The organism is Terrabacter sp. Root181 (genome assembly GCF_001428505.1).
Classification (GTDB): domain Bacteria; phylum Actinomycetota; class Actinomycetes; order Actinomycetales; family Dermatophilaceae; genus Terrabacter.
On sequence record NZ_LMHU01000001.1, the window covers coordinates 1,772,514 to 1,794,615 of the forward strand.

A 22,102-nucleotide genomic window follows, 5' to 3' on the forward strand; every position below is an offset into this window, starting at 1 on the left:
CGTCCGGTGGGGGAAGCGGGGGAGTCCATGATCCGGACGCCCACGGTGCGGGAAACCATCCGCTAACACCGCCCACCTGTTGTTGACATGGCTGTAACAAACGACGCGGTCGCCAGAAATCCGGCCCGTCCATCGTTCTGGCCATGAGCGCACTTACCTTCGTGACGGCAGACGCGCCGTTCACCGACAGCGGGAACACCGCGTGGGTCCTGGCAGCGGCCGCACTGGTCCTGTTCATGACCCCCGGTCTCGCCCTCTTCTACGGCGGCATGGTTCGCACCAAGAGCGTCCTCAACATGATGATGATGTCGTTCATCACGATGGGCACGGTCGGCACGGTGTGGATCCTCTGGGGCTACAGCGAGACCTTCGCCAACGACGTCGGCGGCGGTCTCATCGGAAATCCCTTCGAACACTTCGGGCTCACCGGCGTGCTCGATGCCATCTACGGCTACGTACCGGCCGACGCGGCCGCGGGCACCGCAGCGGCGGGCGGCATCCCCGGCGGGGCCTTCGTCGCCTTCCAGGTCGTCTTCGCGATCATTGCCGTGGCCCTCGTCTCGGGCGCGATCGCCGACCGGGCCAAGTTCGTCACCTGGACCGTCTTCACGGTGATCTGGGCGACCCTCGTCTACTTCCCCGCGGCCCACTGGGTCTTCGCCTTCAACGGCTTCGCGGCCGAGACGGGTGGCTGGATCGCCAACAAGGCGGACGGACTCTTCCTCGGTGGCGCCGGCGCGTACGACTTCGCCGGTGGCACGGCCATCCACATCAATGCCGGTATCGCGGGCCTCGCCCTGGCGATCCTGCTCCGCAAGCGGGTCGGGTGGCCCAAGGAGCCGATGCGTCCGCACAACCTGACCCTCGTCATGATCGGTGCCGGCATCCTGTGGTTCGGCTGGTTCGGCTTCAACGCCGGCTCGGCCCTCAGCGCGGGCACCCTCGCCTCGGGCGTCTGGGTCAACACCCTCGGCGCAACCTGCACGGCCATGCTCGGCTGGCTCATCACGGAGAAGATCCGTGACGGCCACGCCACCTCGCTCGGCGCGGCATCCGGTGTCGTCGCCGGCCTCGTCGCCATCACCCCGGCCTGCGCCACCGTCTCCCCGTGGGGTGCCCTCGTCGTCGGTCTCGCGGCCGGCGTGGGCTGCGCTCTGGCCGTCGGGCTCAAGTTCCGGTTCGGCTTCGACGACAGCCTCGACGTGGTCGGCGTGCACCTCGTCGGCGGCCTCATCGGCACGCTGCTCATCGGCTTCCTCGCCGACGCGACCAACAGCCCGACCGGCACGGCCGGCCTCAGCATGAACGACGGTCTCCTCCTCGGTGGAGGCCTCGGCCAGCTCGGGGCCCAGGCTCTCGGCGCCTTCGCGGTGCTGATCTACTCCTTCGTGGTGACCTTCATCATCGGATGGGTCCTGCACAAGACCATGGGCTTCACGGTCTCCGAGGAGGAAGAGGTCAGCGGGATCGACCTGCTGGAGCACGCGGAGACCGCGTACGACCTCGGCTCGTTCACGGGTGGCAGCCGTAGCCTGCCCTCCTCGGGCGTCGTGGCCGAACGAACCCGACAGCCCATCGCCGACGAGCCGTCCTCCAAGGAAGGGGCATCCGCGTGAAGCTCATCACCGCCATCATCAAGCCGCACCAGCTCGACGAGGTCAAGGAGGCGCTGGAAGCCTTCGGGGTGGCCGGCATGACCATCAGCGAGGCCAGCGGCTACGGCCGTCAGCGCGGCCACAGCGAGGTCTACCGCGGCGCCGAGTACACCGTCGACTTCGTGCCGAAGGTGCGCCTGGAGGTCCTCGTCGACGACGTCGACTCCGCGGACGTCCTCGAGGTCATCCTCAAGGCCGCCCAGACCGGCCGCATCGGTGACGGCAAGATCTGGTCGGTCCCGGTCGAAGAGGTGGTGCGGGTCCGCACCGGCGAGCGGGGCGTCGACGCTCTCTGAGCGCCTACGGCACGCACGACCGCACCGAGCACGACACGACACACGCAACTCAAGGGGACGGCGAGACCTGACATGACGGATGTGACCTCACGACGTCTGGACCTCGCCGGCACCCGAACCTTCGCGACGCCCGGCGCGGGCCAGACCCGCCGCCGGGCGCTCGCGGAGTTCGGGTTCGGATGGCTCCAGGAGCTCTGGCGCGAGGCGTGCGCGGGGCGACGCCATGAAGGCGTCGCCCTCGCCGCCGTCGGTTCGCTCGCCCGGGGTGACGGCGGACCGCTCAGCGACTACGACCTGGTGCTCGTCCACCACCCACGCGGCCTCTCGGGCAAGGAGGTCGGCGCCTTCGCCGACAAGCTCTGGTACCCCATCTGGGACGCGGGGGTCCGGCTCGACCACAGCGTCCGCACCGTGGCCGAATGCCGGGCCGTCGCCTCCGACGACCTCTCCGCGGCCGTGGGGCTGCTCGACCTGACCCACGTGGCCGGTGACGCCGACGTCGTCAACGCGGCCCGGTCCACCGTGGCGCACGACTGGCGCGCCAACGCCCGCACCCGGCTCGGCGAGATGCACGAGTCGGTGCTCCAGCGCCACGCCCGCCAGGGCGACCTGGCCCACCTCATCGAGCCGGACCTCAAGGAGGCCCACGGCGGCCTGCGCGACATGTCAGTCCTGCGGGCCCTCACGGCCGCGTGGCTGACGGACCGGCCGCACGGAGAGGTCGACGAGGCGTACGAGCGCATCCTCGACGTGCGTGACGCCATCCACGTCGTGACGGGGCGGGGCCGCGACCGCCTGACGCGCGACGACCAGGACGCCTGCGCCGCGCTGCTCGGCTACACCGACGCCGACGACCTGCTCACCGACCTGTCGACGTCGGCCCGCACCATCGCGTATGCCGTCGACGGCACCCTGCGGCGCGCCATGCAGTCCCAGCGCGCCAGGACGCTGCGCGTCGGCCCCCGTCGGCCGCAGCTGGCACCGCTCGGCTACGGCCTCTACCGGCACGACGGCGAGGCGGTCCTCGGGCCGTCGGCCGACCTGTCGTCCGACCCGATCATCCCGCTGCGCGCCGCCGTCGTGGCTGCGCGGGGCGGCATCCCCCTGTCGCCGACGACGCTGAAGAACCTCGCCGCCACCGCGCCGGTCCTGCCCGAGCCGTGGCCCGAGGTCGCCCGCAACCTCTTCGCCGACCTGCTGGCGTCGGGCCCCGGCCTCGTCACGGTGTGGGAGGGCCTCGACCTCGCGGGCGTCGTCGAGCGGTGGATCCCCGAGTGGAAGGCGGTGCGCAGCCGCCCGCAGCGCAACGCCGTCCACCGGCACACCGTCGACCGGCACCTCATCGAGACCGTCGTGGCGGCGAGCGGCATGGTCCGCGACGTCGCCCGGCCCGACCTGCTCATGCTCGCCGCGGTGCTCCACGACATCGGCAAGGTGCCGGGCTCGCGGGACCACTCCGCGACCGGGGCCGAGATCGCCGACACGGTGCTCCAGCGCATGGGCGTCACCGACGCCGACCGCGCCATCATCGTGCGGCTGGTGCGCGAGCACCTCACCCTCGTGGACCTCGCCACCCGACGCGACCCCGAGGACCCGGCGACCATCGCCGCGCTCTCGGAGGCCGTCGGCGGGTCGGCCATGACCCTCGACCTCCTGCGCGCCCTCACCGAGGCGGACGCGTCAGCCGCCGGCCCCAAGGCCTGGAGCGACTGGCGAGCCGGTCTCGTCCAGCGGCTCTACCAGGCCTGCCGGACCGCACTCACCGCCCAGACCCCAGGAGAGGGGCCTCTCGTCGTGGAACCGATCGAGACCCTGCCGCTCTCCGACGACGCGCTCGACCGCATCGCGTCCGGAGAGCCCTACGTCACCGTGTCATCCCTCGGTGGCGCCCACCGCGTCGACATCATCGACCGCGACCGCGCCGGCCTGTTCGCCGACACGGCCGGCCTGCTCGCCGCGCACGGCTTCGTCGTGCGCTCGGCCATCGTCCGCACCATCGACGGCCTCGCCGTCAACGAGTGGTGGGTCGACTCACCGGGCAGCGAGACCCCGCTGCCCGAGGTCATCTCGCGCGACCTGGTGCGCGTCGCGAAGGGCGACCGCTCGCCCCTCGGCAAGCTCCAGCGGCGCAAGTCGAGCGGGGTGCGCAGCCCCGGCTCGGGCTCCGTCGACTCGACGCGGGCCATGGTCATCAGCAGCGCGTCCGACAGCGCGACCGTCGTCGAGGTCCGCGCGACCGACCGTCCCGGACTGCTCCAGGACATCGGCATCACGCTCGCCCGGGCGTCGCTGTCGGTGCGCTCGGCGCACATCGCGACGTATGCCGGCCAGACGCTCGACACGTTCTACGTGACCGAGTTCGGGGGCGGTCAGCTCGCGCCGGCCCGCGCCGCGCAGGCCGTCGCGATGATCATCGACACCTGCGACGGCGACTGACCGCGGTTCGATGTGTTCCACGGTCACCCGTGACCGTGGAACACATCGAACCGGGCCCGACGAGGCCGAGCGATCAGTCGAGCAGGCCCGCGTCGCGCAGGTGGACGAGGACGAGCCGGTCGACGGCGGACACCCGGTCGCCGTCGCCGGCCGTCAGCCACGCGATCTCGTCGATCTCGCGTGACGGGACGAGCTCGCCGGTGTGCGTCGCCGTGTAGCAGGTGAGGCGCACGACGAGACCGTCCGTGCGCGCGTCGGCGAGGGCCTCGAACGTACCGACGTGGGCGGCGGTGGCCGGGTCGATGGCCACGGTCAGCTCCTCGTCGAGCTCACGGACCAGTGTCTCGACGTCGCTCTCGCCCGGCTCGCGCTTGCCGCCCGGCAGGTAGAAGCGGTCCCGCCCGGCGTTGCGGGCCGTGAGCAGGCGGCGCTCCTCGAGATGGATCCACGCGATCTTGTCGATGAACGGCGGGGTCGTGGACGGGCCGGCACTGGGGTCACTCACCCGCGCGACCCTACGCGGCGGCATACGCCGTCGGGCCCGCGGGAGGCCACCGAGTCGGAAGTGGTCGGCGGAGCGGATAACCTTGCCGGGTGTTTGCATCCCTGTCTGACCGCCTGACCGCGACGTTCAAGAACCTCCGCGGCAAGGGCCGGCTCACGGAGTCCGACGTCAACGCGACGATCCGAGACATCCGCCTCGCCCTGCTCGACGCCGACGTCGCCCTGCCCGTCGTCAAGCGGTTCACCGGGGCGGTGCGCGAGCGCGCCCTCGGTGCCGAGGTCAGCCAGGCCCTCAACCCGGCCCAGCAGGTCGTCAAGATCGTGCAGGAGGAGCTCGTCGCCATCCTCGGCGGGCAGACGCGCACGATCCGCTTCGCGAAGCAGCCGCCGACGGTGATCATGCTCGCCGGCCTCCAAGGCTCGGGCAAGACGACCTTCGCCGGCAAGCTCGGCACGTGGCTCAAGGGCCAGGGCCACGCGCCCCTCCTCGTCGCGGCCGACCTCCAGCGCCCCAACGCCGTCACCCAGCTCGAGGTCGTCGGTGAGCGCGCCGGCGTCCCCGTCTTCGCGCCCGAGCGCGGCAACATGGGCGGCCACGACGCCGTCCTCGACTCCGGCGAGGGCACCCGGTCGTTCGGCGACCCCGTCACCGTGTCGCGGATGGGCATCGAGCACGCCCGGGCCAAGCAGTACGACGTCGTCATCGTCGACACCGCCGGCCGGCTCGCCGTCGACGCCAACCTCATGCAGCAGGCCTCCGACATCCGCGCGGCGATCTCGCCCGACGAGGTCCTCTTCGTCATCGACGCGATGATCGGCCAGGCCGCCGTCGAGACGGCCCAGGCCTTCCACGAGGGCGTCGCGTTCACCGGCGTCGTCCTGTCCAAACTCGACGGCGACGCCCGCGGTGGCGCGGCCCTGTCGGTGGCCGAGATCACCGGTGAGCCGATCATGTTCGCCTCGACCGGTGAGAAGGTCACCGACTTCGAGGTCTTCCACCCCGACCGCATGGCGAGCCGCATCCTCGACATGGGTGACGTCCTGACGCTCATCGAGCAGGCCGAGCGCGCGTTCGACAAGCGCGAGGCCGACGAGATGGCCCGCAAGTTCCTCGCGGAGGAGGACTTCACCTTCGAGGACTTCCTCTCGCAGATGAACGCCATCAAGAAGATGGGCTCGCTCAAGTCGATGCTCAAGATGATGCCGGGCATGCAGGGGATGCGTGACCAGCTCGACGCCTTCGACGACCGCGAGTTCGACCGCGTCGAGGCCATGGTCCGCTCGATGACGCCGTTCGAGCGCACCCACCCCAAGCAGATCAACGGCTCGCGCCGCGCCCGCATCGCCAAGGGCTCCGGTGTCACGGTCACGGAGGTCAACCAGCTGCTCGAACGCTTCGGCCAGGCCCAGAAGATGATGAAGTCGATGGCTCGCGGAGGCGGTGGCGGCCTGCCGGGAATGCCCGGCATCCCCGGCACCGGCAAGCGCGGCAAGCAGCAGCAGCCGCAGCGCAAGAAGAGCAAGAGCGGCAACCCCGCCAAGCGCGCGGCGGAGGAGCGGGCTGCCGCGGAGAAGGCCGCCTCGGGCCGGGCCGCCTCAGCTGCGAGCGCCTTCGGTGCGCCTGGTGCCAACGGGGCCGGTGCCGGCGACGACGCCGACCCGCTGGCCGGCTTCGACCCGTCGAACCTGCCCAAGGGCTTCGAGAAGTTCCTCGGCGGAGGCCGCTGAGCGTTCCGGCCCCACGCCTCCGGCATCACCTCTCACCGCGGGAATGCCGGTCGTGCGCTGCGCGCTGACCACTCTGGGGCCACGGGACGTGGGTGTCCGGTCCGCGAGGAGGGGTGATGGCGCGCTTCGAGATGACGGCAGCCGCTGACCCGGGCGACGGCGACGGCCTCGACGCGTACTCGCGCGCGGTGAGCACCGTGGCCGCCCGCCTCACGCCGCTCGTCGCGAGCCTCCGGGTCAGCCGACCGGTCCGGGGCGGCGCCGTCGAGGGCGGAGGCTCCGCAGTGACGCTGACCGCCGACGGCCTGCTCCTGACCAACGCCCACGTCGTGCACGGCGTCGACCACGGAACCGCGAACTTCTCCGACGGCCGGTCCGTTCGCGTCCACCTCGTCGGCGCGGACCCGCTCTCGGACCTCGCCGTCGTGCGCGCCGAGGAGGCACTCACGTCCCCTCCGGAGTTCGGCGACGCCGACCGGCTCAGGGTCGGGCAGGTCGTCGTCGCCATCGGCAACCCGCTCGGGCTCGAGGGCAGTGTCACCGCGGGCGTCGTCAGCGCGCTCGGTCGCTCGCTGCCGACCCGGTCCGGCAGCGCGTCCCGCTTCGTCGAGGACGTCATCCAGACCGACGCCCTCCTCAACCCGGGCAACTCCGGCGGCGCGCTGGCCGATTCACGGGCCCGCGTCGTCGGCATCAACACGGCGGTCGCCGGGATCGGGCTCGGTCTCGCGGTGCCCATCAACGCGACGACCCGACGGATCATCGAGGCCCTCGTCGAGGACGGGCACGTCCGCCGCGCCTACCTCGGTCTCGTCACCGTCCCGGTGCCGGTGACCGACGACGTCGCGGCCCGACTGGGCCGGCGCACCGCGCTGCGCATCGCGGAGGTCGTCCCGGACAGCCCGGCCGAGCACGCCGGCCTGATCCGGGGCGATGTCGTCGTCGCCGCGGACGGCAGACCGCTGTCCGACGCACAGTCGCTCCAGCGGATCCTGCTGGACGAGGCGATCGGGCGCCCGATCGAGGTCACCGTCCTCAGGGGAGCTGCACTCGTCGACGTCCGCGCCGTACCGCGGCTGCTGCGCGGGTGACGGAGAGGGACAGGCGGCCTACGCTCGGGGTCGTGGTCACCACCGACGGGCGCTCGCGGGTGCGGCTGCCGGACGGGCGGCGCCTCGACGTGTGGCAGGGCGGCGACCCGCTCGGCAGGCCGCTCGTCTTCTTCCACGGCACGCCGGGTGGCCGGCTGCAGGCCGCGCTCGGCGACGGTGCGGCGGCGCGCGCCGGGATGCGGCTGATCGCGTTCTCGCGGCCCGGCTACGGCGGGTCGACGGACGCCCGCACCACCCTGTCGTCGGTGGGCAGGGATGCCGGGACGGTCGCCGACGTGCTCGGGCTCGACGCGTTCGCCGTGCTCGGCGTCTCCGGGGGAGGGCCGTATGCCGTCGCCGCTGCAGCCGTCCTGCCGCACCGGGTGCGCGTGGCCGGGGTCGTCGCCGGCATCGGACCGCTGCTCGAGCTCGACCCTGCCGCTGCCGACGACCCCGCGGTCCGTGCGGCACTCGCCGGGGACGTCGACGCGGCCATCGACCTCCAGGACGGCGCGATGACCGACCGCGCCCAGCAGAGCGGGCCGGGTGGACGCACCGCTCGTGCGCCGGCGGTGCGCGTGGGTGGCTTCGTCTCGCCCGAGATCCTCGAGCCCTGGACCGCGAGCGGCCGACCGGGCGTGCCGTCCTACCGCGGCGTGTCGCGCGACGCGCTCGCCTTCACCGCGGGCTGGGACGTCGCGCTCGACGACGTCCGCGCACCGGTCCACCTCTGGTACGGCGACCGCGACCGCACGGTCGGGCTGGAGCACGGGCGGTGGCTGCACGCGCACCTGCCGACGTCGCGGCTCGTCGTCCGCGAGGGTGCCGGACACCTCGCGACGCTCATGGCGCACTGGGCCGACGTCCTCACGGATCTGGCGCGCGACGGAGGTTAGGGTCGGTGCCATGAGTGCACCGGTGCTCCAGGTCCGCGGTCGGGTGCTCGTCGGTCCCGACGACGTCGTCGACGAGCTGTGGGTCATCGGGGGGCGCGTCTCGTTCACGCCGCCGGCCGACCGGACCGACGAGCAGACGCTCGAGGGCTGGGTGCTCCCGGGGCTCGTCGACGCCCACTGCCACGTCGGTCTCGGGCCCCACGGCGGCGTGCCACGCGACGAGGCCGAGCAGCAGGCGATGACCGACCGCGACCGCGGCACGCTCCTCATCCGCGACGCCGGCCAGCCCGGCGACACCCACTGGGTCGACGAGCGTGACGACCTTCCCAAGATCATCCGCGCCGGGCGGCACATCGCCCGCACGCGGCGCTACATCCGCAACTACGCCCACGAGGTCGAGGAGGACGAGCTCGTCCGCCACGTCCGGCTCGAGGCGCACCGCGGTGACGGCTGGGTCAAGCTCGTCGGTGACTGGATCGACCGCGACGTCGGCGACCTCGCACCCAGCTGGTCGCGCCAGGCCGTCGCCGACGCGATCGCGGCCGCCCACGAGGAGGGCGTGCGTGTCACGGCCCACTGCTTCGGCGAGGAGTCGCTGCGCGATCTCGCGGCCGCCGGCATCGACTGCATCGAGCACGCAACCGGCCTGCGCGAGGACTCCATCGACACCTTCGCCGCCCAGGGCATCGCCATCGTGCCGACCCTCGTCAACATCGCGCAGTTCCCCGACCTCGCCGAGCCGGCCAAGGCGAAGTTCCCCGACTACCACCGCCACATGCTCGACCTGCACGAACGGCGCTACGCCACGGTCGGGGCGGCGCACGAGGCGGGCGTGCCGATCTACGTCGGCACCGACGCCGGCGGCAGCCTCCCGCACGGTCTCGTCGCGCAGGAGATGGTCGAGCTGACGAAGGCGGGACTCACGAACGCCGAGGTCGTCGCGGCCGCGACGTGGGGAGCGCGCGAATGGCTCGGCAGACCCGGCATCGTCGAGGGTGAGGACGCCGATCTCGTCGTCTACGCGTCGGACCCGCTCGCCGACGTCACCGTCGTCGCCGACCCGAGCGGCGTCGTGCTGCGAGGTCGCGTTGTCGCCTGAGCACCAGTCCGAGCCCATGTCCGAGCCCGCTCCCGACGAGCCGCCGCTCACCGCAGCGGGCGAGCGCGTCGAGGTGCGGCCCCCGTCGTCGGCCGACATCGAGCCGTATGCCGCGGCCGTGACCCTCTCGGAGCGGCGCCTCGCGGACTTCGCGATGCCCAATCCGCACAACCTGCCGGTCGTCCTCGACAACCAGTCGCCGACCTACCGCACCTTCATGGTGCACGCCCTCGACGCCGAGGGGTCGCACGGCCTCGTCGGACGCATCAACGTCGCCAACGTCGTCGAGGGGGCCTTCCGCAGCGCGACCGTGGGATACGACTCCTACGACCCGTATGCCGGCCGCGGCCTGTTCGTCGAAGGGCTGCGCCTCACGCTCGACCTCGTCTTCGCCGACCAGCCGCACGGCATGGGCCTGCACCGCGTCGAGGCGAACATCCAGCCGGCGAACCACCGCTCGGCCGGGCTCGTGCGCTCGCTCGGCTTCGTCCACGAGGGCTTCTCGCGCGACTTCCTGCACCTGCCCGGCGTCGACGGGCGCCGCGACTGGCGCGACCACGACCGCTTCACGATGCTGTCCACCGACTGGCCCGCCGCGCCGTACCGCCCGCACGGCCACCGGCGCATCGCCTGCGTCGTCAGCGGCTCGGGGCCGGCGGCCTACGGCGCCTACGGCGGCACGAGCCTCGCCTCGGCGCTGGCGGCCGAGCTCGGCATCCCGCTCTACTCGTCATCGATCGTCGAGAGCACGGCGACGCTCTTCGAGCTGCTCCGCGTCTCGCCCGTCGGCGGGGTCGTCGAGTGCCGGCTCACCGGCACCGAGCTGCGGATGGGACTGGCCCGCGCGGGCTTCGAGCCCTCCGGGGTGCCGGTGCTCGAGGGCGCCACCGACGTGTCCCGGCGCGAGGTCGTGCGCCACGCCCTCGCGGTCCGGGCGGCCCACGCCTGAGCGATGCGGACGGCATACGCCATCGGTGGTCGCAGGCGTGGGGACGCCGTCTGCGGGGTGCGTGTCCGGAGCACCCCGTCCGGTCTGGCAGAATGGAGGGCTGTACCCGTCCGGCCCCCAACGGCTGGACCGGACGCCTACACACCGAGCGTCGGCACCCCGGCTGAACCCAGTCGGTCTCGCCGCGCTCACTACTGGTTGAGGAGACCGCCACCATGGCAGTCAAGATCCGTCTGAAGCGCATGGGCAAGATCCGTGCACCGTACTACCGCGTCGTCGTCATGGACTCGCGCACCAAGCGTGACGGCCGTGCCATCGAGGAGATCGGCAAGTACCACCCCACCGAGCAGCCGTCGCTCATCGACATCGACATCGAGCGCGCGCACTACTGGCTGGGCCAGGGCGCGCAGCCGACCGAGGCCGTCGCGGCGCTCATCAAGATCGTCGACGGGGGCAAGCTCCAGACCAAGGAGCCGAAGACCCCGAAGAAGGACCTCTACGAGGCCGCGATCGCCGCTGCCGGTGGCAAGAACGACGCCGGCACCGACGGCCCGACGCCGCGCAAGAAGGCCGCCAAGAAGGCCGAGCCCAAGGCTGAGGCGAAGGCCGACGAGCCCAAGGCCGACGAGGCGACCGAGGCTCCGGCCGAGGCCGCCGGCGACGACACCGCGAAGGCCGAGGCCTGAGCATGCTCGAGGAGGCGCTCGAGCACCTCGTCAAGGGCATCGTCGACCACGACGAGGACGTCGTCGTGGTCCGCAAGGAGCTCCGCCGCGGTGAGCTGCTCGAGGTCCGGGTCCACCCCGACGACCTCGGCCGCGTCATCGGCCGCTCCGGCCGCACGGCGAGCGCGCTGCGCACCGTCGTCGGCGCCCTCGCGGGCAACAACAACGTGCGCGTCGACATCGTCGACACCGACCGCGTGCGCTGAGCGCTGACGACTCCCACGCGAGTCACCCGAGAGGGGCGTCCCGGATGACCGGGGCGCCCCTCTCGCGTCCCCGCGCCCGTCCTTCGCGCACGGGTCTCCGACGGTCGCCAAACCTGAGAGGATTCGGCTCATGAACGTCGTCCTCGCCCGCATCGGCAAGCCCCACGGTCTGCGGGGAGAGGTGACCGTCCAGCTGCACACGGACGACCCCGAGACCCGCTTTGCCGTCGGCACCGTCATCGCGACCGAGGCCGAGCCGGGGTCCGGTGTGCCGACCGCGCTGACCATCGCGTCGACGCGGGTGCACCGCGGCATCTGGCTCATCACCTTCGAGGAGATCCCCGACCGCGCCGGCGCCGAGAGCCTGCGCGGCACGCGGCTCGTGCTGCCCGAGTCGAACCCCCAGGCCGAGGACGAGGCCTTCTACGAGGAGGACCTCGTCGGGCTCGAGGCCCGCGACCCGAGCGGCGAGACCGTCGGCACCGTGAGCGGCCTCGAGATCGGCCCCGCCCAGGACCGGCTCGTCATCACCCTCACCGACGGCGTCACGGCCTACGTCCCGTTCGTCAAGCGCATCGTGCCCGTCGTCGCCGACGACCACGTCGTCGTCGACCCGCCGCCCGGGCTCTTCGACCTCTACCGCGAGGGCACCGAGTGACCGTGCCCGACCCGCGTCCCGACACGCGTCCCGACACGCGTCCCGACACGCGTCCGGCCATGCGCGTCGACGTCGTCTCGATCTTCCCCGACTACCTCGCCCCGCTCGACCTGTCGCTCATCGGCAAGGCGCGCGAGGACGGCCTCCTCGACGTCCGCGTCCACGACCTGCGCGACTTCACACACGACCGCCACCGCACCGTCGACGACACCCCGTACGGCGGGGGAGCGGGCATGGTCATGAAGCCGCAGCCGTGGTCGGAGGCGCTCGACCACGTTCTCGCTCAGGACAACCCGTCGGCCGCGAAGCCGCGGCTCATCGTCCCCGGCCCCGGTGGGCAGCCGTTCACCCAGGCACTCGCACGCGAGCTCGCGCACGAGCCGTGGCTCGCCTTCGCCTGCGGACGCTACGAGGGCATCGACGAGCGCGTCTACGACCACGCCCGCGAGGACCTCGGCCTCGAGGTCTCCGTCGTGAGCCTCGGTGACTACGTCCTCAACGGCGGCGAGGTGGCCGTGCTCGCGATGGTCGAGGCCGTCGGGCGGCTCGTGCCGGGCGTCATCGGCAACGCCGAGTCCCTCGTCGAGGAGTCCCACGAGGACGGCTTGCTCGAGTACCCCATCTACACCAAGCCCGCCGCGTGGAACGGCCGCGACGTCCCGCCGGTGCTCCTCTCGGGCAACCACGGGGCGATCGCCGCCTGGCGCCACGAACAGCGGCTCGCGCGCACCGCAGCCCGCCGGCCCGACCTGCTCCACGCCTCGCACGCGGACTCGGACGGCGGCGACGTCGTGATCAGCGCCGCGACGCCGGGCGACGTCCCCGAGCTCGCCGTGCTCATGCGGGCGTGCTGGGTCCAGGAGGCCCTCGCCAACGACACCCTCGACATCCCGGCCCTGTACGAGAGCCTCGACGACGTCCGGGCGAGCCTCGACACGACCCAGACGTGGGTCGCCCGCAGCGGCGGGCGGCTCGTCGGCGCGGTGCGCACGGTCCGGGGCGGCCCCGAGGGTGACGACTGGTTCGTCGGACGCCTCTGCGTGGCCCCCGACCTGCAGGGTCGCGGACTCGGCCGACGCCTCCTCGAGCACGCCGAGTCGACCGCGCCGGACGGCATACGCACCTTCACGCTGAACACCGGCGCGCGCAGCACCGACAACCTGCGGATGTACAAGAAGGCGGGCTATCGCCTCGTCGACGCGCCCGCGCCCATCCCGGGGGCGGTCACGCTCGTCAAGCGTCGCCGCGGCTGACGCGGGCGGCCCTCCGTCACGACACGAGGGCGGCGCCGAGGTCGGCGGGCAGCAGGAGGCGGCGGCGGATGAGCGAGGCCTGCACGCCGGCGGTGATCGACTGCGTCGCCATGATCGCGAAGAGGACCAGCACCTGCGCCGTCGCGGCCTGGACGGCACTGCCGCCGCCGAGCATGACGCCGATGAAGGCGCCGGGCAGGGTGACGATGCCCGACGTGCGCACCTGGTCGAGGCTCGGGACGATGCCCTCGGGCACCCGGCGGGCGATGATCTCGTCGATGGCCTGGCTCGAGGTGAGACCGAGCGACAGCGACGCCTCGTACTGCCCGTGCTCCTCACGCAGCGCCGCGAAGGTGCGCCGGCCGACGAGGGTGTGCACCGTCATCGTGTTGCCGATGACGATGCCCGCGATCGGGATCACCGCGATGCCCGTCAGCGGCACCGAGCCGGTGGCCAGCACGATGGCCACGACCGGCACCACGCCGCACGCCATCGCCGCGGCGGCCCACGGCCACGTGCGGGGTGCGTCGACGCGCCTGGACGTCGTCACGACCGCCATCGCGAACATGACGAAGACGGCGACGAACGAGAGCCAGAGCGAGCCCACGACCGCGGTGATGATGAGCGCGACGAGCGAGAGCTGCACGACGGCGCGCGCACCGGCGACCACCGACGCTCGACCGAGGCCGATGCCGCCGAGGCGGTTGGCGACGACCGTCACGGCAAGGAGGATGACGAGGCACAGGGCCACGGGCCAGCCGGGGGAGACGTCCACGGGCCCACGCTAAGGCACCGACCGCCGCCGCCAGCGGCACCCCGACCGGGTCGGCGACCGGGTCGGCAGGCGCGGTCAGGTGGGCGCCGATTTCTGGTATGCCGTGTGCTCTGGCAGACTTGCTCCTTGCGTCCGGCACACGACGGCCCCTGCCACAGGGGGAGTCGGGTCACCACCGAGCTCGACCAGATCCACCGGTGACTCGACGCGGCCCGACGGACGCGACCCACACCTTTGTGACGAGTGGCCTGTGGCACCCAGGAAAGCGAAGCATCATGCACACGTTTGACGAGATCAACGCCGCATCGCTGCGCTCGGACGTTCCCGAGTTCCGCGCCGGCGACACCCTCAAGGTCCACGTCAAGGTCATCGAGGGCACGCGCTCGCGCGTCCAGGTGTTCCAGGGCATCGTCATCCGTCGCCACGGCGGCGGCATCGGCGAGACCTTCACGGTCCGCAAGATCTCCTTCGGTGTCGGCGTCGAGCGCACCTTCCCGGTGCACACCCCGGTCATCGACAAGATCGAGGTCGTCACCCGCGGTGACGTCCGTCGCGCGAAGCTCTACTACCTCCGTGGTCTGCGCGGCAAGGCCGCCAAGATCCGCGAGAAGCGCGACAGCATCCCGGCCAAGACCGGCGCCAAGAGCTGACGACCTGCTGACGCAGCCGTCCGTCTAGTCACGCGAGGCGCGGTGGACCCCGAGCGGGCCGTCCCGGAGACATCCGGGACGCCGCCAGAGACGGGATCCGCCGCGCCTTCGTCGCGCCCGGGTGCCCCAGCGGCGTATGCCGCGGCGCGGCGTCACCGGTGGCTGCTCGGTCCCGCGCTCCTGCTGCTCGCGATCGTCGTCATCCGGGCCTTCCTCGTCACGCCCTTCGGCATCCCGAGCGAGTCGATGCAGGACACGCTGCTCATCGGCGACCGCATCCTCGTCAGCCGCACCACGGCCCCGGCCGACCTCCAGCGCGGCGACATCGTCGTCTTCGACGCGTCCCAGGCGTTCAACCTGCGCGTGCCGGAGCGCGGCATCGTGCAGACGCTCGTCGAGGCGGTCGAGAGCCTGGCCGGCAAGGGCCAGCCCACCGACTACGTCAAGCGCGTCATCGGCCTGCCGGGCGACCACGTCCGGTGCTGCGCGGCCGACGGACGCCTCGAGGTCAACGGGGTCGCCGTCACCGAGCCCTACGTCGCGCCCGGCCAGAAACCGAGCAGCATGTCCTTCGACGTGACGGTCCCACCCGACCGGTTCTGGGTCATGGGAGACAACCGCGGCTCGTCCGCCGACTCCCGGGCGCACCTCGGCGACCCGGGTGGCGGCATGGTCCCGGGGGACGACATCATCGGCAAGGTTTGGGTGCGATACTGGCCGCTCGGTCGGCTCGGATCGGTCGACCAAGGACCAGTTGCCTCCGTCCCACGAAATGGTGAGTGATGTCGCAGTACACCGGACGCCCCGAGGACCCGACGCGCGGGCGCTCGGCTGACGACACCGACGGTGACCTCGACGACGACGACCTCGATGACGACTACGACGACGAACCCCGCGGTTTCGGCGCGACGATCCTCGCCGGCACCAAGGAGCTCGTCATCGTCGTGGTCCTCGCCATGGCGCTCTCCTTCGTGGTCAAGACGTGGCTCTTCCAGGCCTTCTACATCCCGTCGGGCTCCATGGAGAACACCCTCGTCAAGGACGACCGCGTCATCGTCAGCAAGCTGACGCCGGGCCCCCTGGACCTCAAGCGCGGCGATGTCGTCGTCTTCGAGGACCCCGGTGTGCCCAGCCCCTGGCTCGGCGACCTCTCCGAGGTGCACAGCACCGTCGGCGGTCCCTTCCACGACGCTCTCGTCTTCGTCGGCCTGCTGCCGGAGGACTCCGAGAACCACCTCATCAAGCGCGTCATCGGGCTGCCCGGCGACCACGTCCAGGCCGACGGTGACACCGGCAAGCTCAAGGTCAACGGCGTCGAGATCACCGAGCCCTACGTCAAGCCGGGCGACTACCCGAGCGAGGGCAAGAAGTTCGACATCACCGTCCCCGCCGGCCGCGTCTGGGTCATGGGCGACCACCGCTCCGACTCCTCCGACAGCCGCTGGCACGACGACGGCACGGGGGCCACGGGCTCCGTGCCGATGGACAAGATCGTCGGCCGCGCCCTGTTCGTCGTGTGGCCGATCGACCACGTCACGTGGCTCGGCGTGCCCGAGCGCACCTTCTCGCAGGTGCCGTCGCCCACGACGCCGTCGACCACCCCGACGAACAAGGCGACGGTCAACCCGAGCCAGAGCGGTAAGCCCGCGTCCACGGCGACGAAGGTCGCGGCCGGCTGATCGGCGCGGGCGTCACCATGGCACGACCAGCACCCTCCAAGAAGCCCTCGCTGCGGGTCGAACGCGCCCTGCAGCGTTCCGGTCACCGTCTGCTCGCCGGCATGGACGAGGTCGGACGCGGCGCGCTCGCCGGCCCCGTGAGCGTCGGCGTCGTCGTCATCGACGAGACCGTGCGGTCGGCGCCGATCGGCGTCAAGGACTCCAAGCTCCTGACCGAGCGGGCCCGCACGGTGCTCGTGCCGCGCATCCAGCGGTGGGCCGTCGCCTACGCGGTCGGGCACTCCAGCCCCGAGGAGATCGACGAGATCGGCATCATGGGTGCGCTGCGCCTGGCCGGACTGCGAGCGCTGGGCGGCCTCGGCGTCGTGCCCGACCTCGTCATCCTCGACGGCAACCACGACTGGCTGACGGCCGCCACCGAGGTGGGGCTCTTCGCCTTCGCCGACGACTCCGGTCCGACGACGCCGCCCGTGACGACGATGATCAAGGCCGACATGAAGTGCTCCTCGGTCGCCGCGGCGAGCGTGCTGGCCAAGGTGGAGCGCGACGAGATGATGGTGGCCCTCTCGGCCGGCCACCCGGCATACGGCTGGTCGCTCAACAAGGGCTACTCCGCGCCCGAGCACATGGACGCGCTGGCGCGCCTCGGCCCGTGCGAGCTGCACCGGCGCTCGTGGCGTCTGCCCGGCGTGTACTCCGATGCGCCGGTCGAGGTGTTGAATGAGGGGACGGAGACGTTCGCTCCGGTGCCCACCACGGCAGAGCAGACAGGGACGGCGATCAGGTGAGTTCGGAAGATCTCGAGAAGTACGAGACCGAGATGGAGCTCCAGCTCTACAAGGAGTACCGCGACGTCGTCGGCCTCTTCACCCACGTCGTCGAGACCGAGCGCCGCTTCTACCTCGCCAACTCGGTCGACGTGAAGGTCCGCTCCGACGGCGGTGAGGTCTTCTTCGACGTGACGATGGCCGACGCGTGGGTGTGGGACATCTACCGGCCGGCGCGCTTCGTCAAGAACGTGCGGGTCGTGACGTTCAAGGACGTCAACGTCGAGGAGCTGCCCAAGCCCGACATCAAGCTGCCGGAGAACGGCGACTTCAGCTGAGCCCAGGGGGTTCGTCCACACCCCCTCGCCGATCGCGTATGCCGTCCACAGCCTCGCGCTGACGGGTGTCCCCGCCCGGTCGGTGCCGGGAGGGTGGTCGCCATGGACCTCTCCACCCGCGCCCTCGGCGACTACGGCGAACGGCTCGCGTGCCGCTACCTGCTCGGCCAGGGCTTGACGATCCTCGACCGCAACTGGCGCTGCGTGCGGGGCGAGATCGACGTCGTCGCCGTCGACGGCCGCGAGCTCGTCGTCTGCGAGGTCAAGACCCGCACGAGCGAGGCCTACGGCGCACCGTTCGAGGCCGTGACGTGGGCCAAGCAGCGCCGCCTGCGACGACTGGCCGGACTCTGGCGCGACGACCACGACGATCTCGCGCGCGGTCTCGCCCTGCGCATCGACGTCATCTCGATCCTGCGGCCGCGACGTGGCCGGGCACGGCTCCAGTACCTGCGGGGGGTGTGCTGATGGGACAGGGACTCGGACGCACGCGGTCGGTGGGGCTGCGCGGCGTCACCGGATTCGTCGTCGACGTCGAGGCCCATGTGGCGCCGGGCCTGCCGGGCTTCGCGATCAGCGGTCTCGGGGACTCGGCGGTGAAGCAGTCGTCCGATCGGATCAAGGCGGCCGCCGGCCTCATCGACGACATGGTGGTGAGCCAGCGACGGGTCACGGTCAACCTGTCGCCGGCGGGGGAGCGCAAGGTCGGCACGGGGTTCGACCTCGCCATCTTCGTCGCGGTGGGCGCCGCGATGAGGCTCGTGCCCACCGCGGTCGTGCGCGACGTCGTGCACATCGGGGAGGTGGGCCTCGACGGCACGGTGCGCGCCGTCCCGGGGGTGCTGCCGCTCGTGCGCACGGCAGCCATGGCGGGCGTGCGCCACGTCGTCGTGCCGGTGGCCAACGCCGGTGAGGCCCGGCTCGTGTCCGGCGTCCAGGTGCATCCGGTGGCCGACGTCCCCGAGCTCGTCCGGCGCTACGACGCACTGGGCAAGGGCAGAGGCGTCGAGGACGTGCAGGTGCCGGCCGTCGTGGAGCCGCCGCCCGAGCCCGTGCGCGACCTCAGCGAGGTCGTCGGGCAGGCCGACGCGAAGCTCGCCCTCGAGATCGCGGCCGCTGGTGGTCACCACCTCCTGCTCGCCGGGCCGCCCGGCGCCGGCAAGACGATGCTGGCCGAGCGGCTGCCGGGACTGCTGCCGGCGCTGGGCGAGGCCGAGTCGATGGAGGTCACGGCGATCCACTCGGTGCTCGGCGCCCTCGGGGCCGGCGAGGACGTCCGGCTCATCTCGAGGCCCCCCTTCGTCGCGCCCCACCACGGTGCCTCGCAGGCCGCCGTCATCGGTGGTGGCAGCGGGCACATCCGTCCCGGCGCCATCACCCAGGCCCACCGCGGTGTCCTCTTCCTCGACGAGACACCAGAGTTCGACAAGGGCGTGCTCCAGTCGCTGCGCACCCCGCTCGAGCGCGGGACGGTCTCCATCGCCCGCGCCCAGGAGACCGTGACGTTCCCTTCGCGCTTCCAGCTCGTCCTCGCCGCCAACCCGTGTCCCTGCGGCAACGGCTGGGGCAAGGGTCTCGACTGCACGTGCACCCCACTGATGCGCCGGTCCTACTTCGGCAAGCTGAGCGGGCCGCTGCTCGACCGGGTCGACCTCCAGGTCCACGTCCAGCCTCCCGGGCTCTCGATGGCCGGGGCGGCACCCGGCGAGTCCTCCGCCGCGGTGGCGTCCCGGGTGGCCGGTGCCCGCGACGCGCAGGGAGAGCGCTGGCGAGCGGTGCTCGGACGACGTCGTGGCGTCAATGCCGACGTCCCCGGCTCGGTGCTGCGCGGCCGGCCCTGGCGGCTTCCGACTTCAGCGACGACCACCCTCGACCGCGCCCTCGAGAGCGGGGCACTCAGCCTCAGGGGCTACGACCGCACGCTCCGGTGCGCCTGGACCATCGCCGACGTCATGGGTCTGCAGCGGCCCGGGCGCGCGGAGGTCGACCTGGCGCTGTCACTGCGCCACCGGGCCGGGGCGGCCGCATGAGGGCGGCTGCACCGGACCGTCGGCCTGCCGCCGGTCGTCCCACGATCAGCACGCAGGGGGTTCCAGGTGGACGCTGACCGGTTTGCTCGCGCGGCGCTGTCCCGGGTCGCGGAGCCGTGCGACAAGGAGGTGCCCGGTCTCATCGACGAGCTGGGGGCCGTCGAGACCTTGGGGCGCCTCCGCGCCGGTCACGGCACGCTCGCCAGGTTCCGAGCGCGACTGGCGTCGGTCGACACCGAGCGCGACCTCGACATCGCCGCGAAGGTGGGCGCTCGCGTCGTCGTGCCCGGCGACGACGAGTGGCCCGACCGCCTCAGCGAGATCCCGGTGCCGCCGTACTGCCTCTGGGTCCGTGGACCGCTCGACCTCGCCGAGACCGTGGAGCGCTCCGTCGCGATCGTCGGCTCACGGACCGCCACCGGCTACGGCGAGCAGGTGGCCGCCGACCTCGCGGCCGGCGTCGCCCAGCGAGGGTGGGCGGTCGTGTCGGGCGCGGCGTTCGGCATCGACGGCAGCGCGCACCGCGGCGCTCTGGCCGTCGACGGCGCCACGGTCGCCGTCCTCGCCGGCGGCGTCGAGCGGCCCTACCCCTCGGCACACGCAACCCTCATCGCGCGCATCGCCCGCGACGGGCTCGTCGTCTCCGAGGTGGCTCCCGGGTCGGCACCGATGAAGTCACGGTTCCTCGCACGCAACCGCTTGATCGCGGGGATGACGCGAGGCACGGTCGTCGTCGAGGCCGACCTGCGCTCCGGGTCGCGCAACACCGTCAAGCACGCCATCGATGCCGGCCGTCACGTCGGAGCCGTGCCCGGACCGACGACGTCGATGACCTCGGCCGGCTGCCACCAGGAGATCCGCGACGGTCGGGCCGTGCTCGTCACGAGCGCCGACGAGGTCATCGACCTCGTCGGCGATCTCGGCGACGACGCGTGCGAGCCGGCCCGCGGGCCGGTGCGGCCGGAGGACGACCTGCCGCCCCTGGACGCGTCGGTTCTCGAGGCCGTGCCCTTCCGTTCGGCTATCACCCTCGACGCGGTCGTCCGCCAGGTCGCGCACGCTCCGCTCATGGTCCGGGCAGCGCTCGGACGCCTCGAGCGGCTGGGCCTCGTGACGGAATCCGCCGGCACGTGGCGGAAGCGCCCCCAGCCCCGCTCCGCGAAGTCCGGGTGACCGCCCGCCCCCGCTCGAGGGAGCGCCCGCCCCACTCGAGTGAGCGCCCGGCTCGTTCACGTGAGGGCCCGGCTCGTTCGAGTGAGCGCCCCGTCCCACTCGAGTGGCCCATGCGTCTCACGCGTCACACCCCACGGCGGTGACGGACGCGACCAAGCGGCCACTCGACGGGGTGGTGCGACTGGCCGGGGTCGGGGGTTCGACCCGGTGTGGTGCTTGCCATGCGGCGGGCGCTTTGCGATGGTGCGGGAGTGACGGATGTGGTGAAGGCGGTGCCCGACGTGCTCGAACGGCACTCGGAGCTGCTCCACGCCTACTCGCGCCACCTCGGAGCGGAGCGAGGTCGCTCGGTCCACACCCGCCGCGCCTACCTCGGCGACGTCCGCCACTTGCTCACCTTCGCGGCCGCACGAGGCATCGACGAGATCGGCGACCTGCGCATCGGCGACCTCCGGGCCTGGCTGGGCATCCAGGCCGGCGCCGGCGCCGCGCGCTCCACCATCGCCCGTCGGGCCGCATCGGCCCGGACCTTCCTCAGGTGGGCCGAGCACACCGGCCGCATCCCCACCGACCCGTCGCTGCGCCTGGTCGCGCCGAAGCGGCACGCCACGCTTCCGGGCGTCCTGCGCCAGGGCGAGGCGACCGAGATGCTGGACCTAGCTGCGACGAGGGCCGACGACGACGACCCCGTTCACGTGCGCGACCGTGCGATGCTCGAGCTGTTGTACGCCAGCGGGATCCGAGTGGGTGAGCTCGCAGCGCTCGACATCGACGACGTGGACCTAGCCCAGGGCGTCGTGCGCGTCATGGGCAAGGGTGCCAAGGAGCGCATCGTGCCGTTCGGCGCCCCTGCGGGCCGTGCGATCGAGGGCTGGCTGTCGGTCCGGTCGAGGCTGGCGGGTGAACACTCGGGTCCCGCGCTGTTCCTCGGACGGCGGGGCCGCCGGGTGGACGCGCGCCAGGTCCGGTCGGTTGTGCACGAGCTGCTCTCGCACCTCCCTGACGCGCCGGACCTCGGCCCGCACGGCCTGCGTCACAGCGCGGCTACGCACCTGCTCGAGGGTGGCGCGGATCTTCGCATGGTCCAGGAGATCCTCGGCCACGCCAGTCTCGCGACGACCCAGATCTACACCCACGTCTCGGTCGACCGGCTCCGACGCAGCTACGAGCAGGCTCACCCCCGCGCCTGACCGG

General features: G+C 72.3%; 23 protein-coding genes. 21 read left to right on the forward strand and 2 right to left on the reverse strand.

What is annotated here, in order from left to right:
* Positions 1 to 143: 143 nt before the first annotated feature.
* From ASD90_RS08245 to ASD90_RS08255, 3 genes are all read left to right on the forward strand, one after another.
* Positions 144 to 1,616 carry an ammonium transporter gene (locus tag ASD90_RS08245; protein ID WP_056753839.1) on the forward strand — a complete coding sequence of 491 codons (1,473 nt, stop codon included), beginning with the start codon at positions 144 to 146 and terminating at the stop codon, positions 1,614 to 1,616.
* The gene (locus ASD90_RS08250) at positions 1,613 to 1,951 is read left to right on the forward strand and encodes a P-II family nitrogen regulator (RefSeq protein WP_020142775.1); all 339 of its coding nucleotides are present in this window, start codon (positions 1,613 to 1,615) and stop codon (positions 1,949 to 1,951) included. Before ASD90_RS08245 ends, ASD90_RS08250 begins: the two co-directional genes overlap by 4 nt.
* A 72-nt stretch (positions 1,952 to 2,023) precedes the next feature.
* A complete protein-coding gene (locus ASD90_RS08255) occupies positions 2,024 to 4,387 on the forward strand; it encodes a [protein-PII] uridylyltransferase (RefSeq protein WP_056753842.1) in 2,364 nt (787 codons plus the stop codon).
* Positions 4,388 to 4,460: 73 nt separating this feature from the next.
* Here the strand turns inward: ASD90_RS08255 and ASD90_RS08260 are convergent, their stop codons facing one another.
* Entirely contained in the window at positions 4,461 to 4,892 is a 432-nt protein-coding gene (locus ASD90_RS08260) for an NUDIX domain-containing protein (protein ID WP_082588542.1), read from the reverse strand.
* A gap of 89 nt (positions 4,893 to 4,981) precedes the next feature.
* Here ASD90_RS08260 and ffh point away from each other — a divergent pair, with 89 nt between their 5' ends.
* The 9 genes from ffh (at position 4,982) to trmD (ending at position 13,496) form a co-directional block, all read left to right on the forward strand.
* Positions 4,982 to 6,619: a signal recognition particle protein gene (gene ffh / locus ASD90_RS08265; protein ID WP_056753845.1), complete on the forward strand. Its 1,638-nt coding sequence runs from the start codon at positions 4,982 to 4,984 to the stop codon at positions 6,617 to 6,619.
* A gap of 116 nt (positions 6,620 to 6,735) precedes the next feature.
* The gene (locus ASD90_RS08270; RefSeq protein ID WP_235506431.1) at positions 6,736 to 7,710 is read left to right on the forward strand and encodes a S1C family serine protease; all 975 of its coding nucleotides are present in this window, start codon (positions 6,736 to 6,738) and stop codon (positions 7,708 to 7,710) included.
* 32 nt (positions 7,711 to 7,742) lie between these two features.
* A complete protein-coding gene (locus tag ASD90_RS08275; protein WP_056753847.1) occupies positions 7,743 to 8,606 on the forward strand; it encodes an alpha/beta fold hydrolase in 864 nt (287 codons plus the stop codon).
* A gap of 10 nt (positions 8,607 to 8,616) precedes the next feature.
* Entirely contained in the window at positions 8,617 to 9,705 is a 1,089-nt protein-coding gene (locus ASD90_RS08280; protein WP_056753850.1) for an amidohydrolase family protein, read from the forward strand.
* Positions 9,706 to 9,721: 16 nt separating this feature from the next.
* Positions 9,722 to 10,654, forward strand: a complete 933-nt coding sequence (locus ASD90_RS08285; RefSeq protein ID WP_056753852.1) for a GNAT family N-acetyltransferase — start codon at positions 9,722 to 9,724, stop codon at positions 10,652 to 10,654.
* A gap of 215 nt (positions 10,655 to 10,869) precedes the next feature.
* Positions 10,870 to 11,340, forward strand: a complete 471-nt coding sequence (gene rpsP / locus ASD90_RS08290; RefSeq protein WP_056753854.1) for a 30S ribosomal protein S16 — start codon at positions 10,870 to 10,872, stop codon at positions 11,338 to 11,340.
* Between the two features lie 2 nt (positions 11,341 to 11,342).
* Positions 11,343 to 11,585, forward strand: coding sequence for an RNA-binding protein (locus ASD90_RS08295; protein ID WP_020142764.1), 243 nt, complete (start codon positions 11,343 to 11,345; stop codon positions 11,583 to 11,585).
* A 130-nt stretch (positions 11,586 to 11,715) separates the two neighbouring features.
* On the forward strand, positions 11,716 to 12,243 hold the full coding sequence (gene rimM, locus ASD90_RS08300; RefSeq protein ID WP_056753856.1) for a ribosome maturation factor RimM: 528 nt from the start codon (positions 11,716 to 11,718) through the stop codon (positions 12,241 to 12,243).
* A gap of 59 nt (positions 12,244 to 12,302) precedes the next feature.
* Positions 12,303 to 13,496: a tRNA (guanosine(37)-N1)-methyltransferase TrmD gene (trmD, locus tag ASD90_RS08305; RefSeq protein WP_056754705.1), complete on the forward strand. Its 1,194-nt coding sequence runs from the start codon at positions 12,303 to 12,305 to the stop codon at positions 13,494 to 13,496.
* Between the two features lie 16 nt (positions 13,497 to 13,512).
* Here trmD and ASD90_RS08310 read toward each other — a convergent pair whose 3' ends face one another.
* Complete coding sequence (locus ASD90_RS08310; RefSeq protein ID WP_056753859.1) at positions 13,513 to 14,271, reverse strand: ABC transporter permease; 759 nt, start codon at positions 14,269 to 14,271, stop codon at positions 13,513 to 13,515.
* Positions 14,272 to 14,546: 275 nt separating this feature from the next.
* Between ASD90_RS08310 and rplS the strand changes: the two genes are divergently transcribed.
* From rplS to ASD90_RS08355, 9 genes are all read left to right on the forward strand, one after another.
* Positions 14,547 to 14,921 carry a 50S ribosomal protein L19 gene (rplS, locus tag ASD90_RS08315; protein ID WP_056753862.1) on the forward strand — a complete coding sequence of 125 codons (375 nt, stop codon included), beginning with the start codon at positions 14,547 to 14,549 and terminating at the stop codon, positions 14,919 to 14,921.
* 42 nt (positions 14,922 to 14,963) lie between these two features.
* Positions 14,964 to 15,704 (forward strand): signal peptidase I, encoded by a 741-nt coding sequence (gene lepB / locus ASD90_RS08320; RefSeq protein WP_056753866.1) that lies wholly within the window; start codon positions 14,964 to 14,966, stop codon positions 15,702 to 15,704.
* Positions 15,704 to 16,600: a signal peptidase I gene (gene lepB / locus ASD90_RS08325; protein WP_056753868.1), complete on the forward strand. Its 897-nt coding sequence runs from the start codon at positions 15,704 to 15,706 to the stop codon at positions 16,598 to 16,600. Before lepB (ASD90_RS08320) ends, lepB (ASD90_RS08325) begins: the two co-directional genes overlap by 1 nt.
* 17 nt (positions 16,601 to 16,617) lie before the next feature.
* Positions 16,618 to 17,388: a ribonuclease HII gene (locus ASD90_RS08330; RefSeq protein ID WP_056753871.1), complete on the forward strand. Its 771-nt coding sequence runs from the start codon at positions 16,618 to 16,620 to the stop codon at positions 17,386 to 17,388.
* Positions 17,385 to 17,705 (forward strand): DUF2469 domain-containing protein, encoded by a 321-nt coding sequence (locus tag ASD90_RS08335; RefSeq protein WP_028785386.1) that lies wholly within the window; start codon positions 17,385 to 17,387, stop codon positions 17,703 to 17,705. The genes ASD90_RS08330 and ASD90_RS08335 overlap by 4 nt, the downstream gene beginning before the upstream one ends.
* Positions 17,706 to 17,807: 102 nt before the next feature.
* Complete coding sequence (locus tag ASD90_RS08340) at positions 17,808 to 18,173, forward strand: YraN family protein (protein ID WP_056753873.1); 366 nt, start codon at positions 17,808 to 17,810, stop codon at positions 18,171 to 18,173.
* A complete protein-coding gene (locus tag ASD90_RS08345) occupies positions 18,173 to 19,735 on the forward strand; it encodes a YifB family Mg chelatase-like AAA ATPase (RefSeq protein WP_056754709.1) in 1,563 nt (520 codons plus the stop codon). The genes ASD90_RS08340 and ASD90_RS08345 overlap by 1 nt, the downstream gene beginning before the upstream one ends.
* A gap of 66 nt (positions 19,736 to 19,801) precedes the next feature.
* Positions 19,802 to 20,908 carry a DNA-processing protein DprA gene (dprA, locus tag ASD90_RS08350; protein ID WP_157623053.1) on the forward strand — a complete coding sequence of 369 codons (1,107 nt, stop codon included), beginning with the start codon at positions 19,802 to 19,804 and terminating at the stop codon, positions 20,906 to 20,908.
* A gap of 260 nt (positions 20,909 to 21,168) precedes the next feature.
* The gene (locus ASD90_RS08355; protein WP_056753878.1) at positions 21,169 to 22,098 is read left to right on the forward strand and encodes a tyrosine recombinase XerC; all 930 of its coding nucleotides are present in this window, start codon (positions 21,169 to 21,171) and stop codon (positions 22,096 to 22,098) included.
* The last annotated feature ends 4 nt before the right edge of the window (positions 22,099 to 22,102 follow it).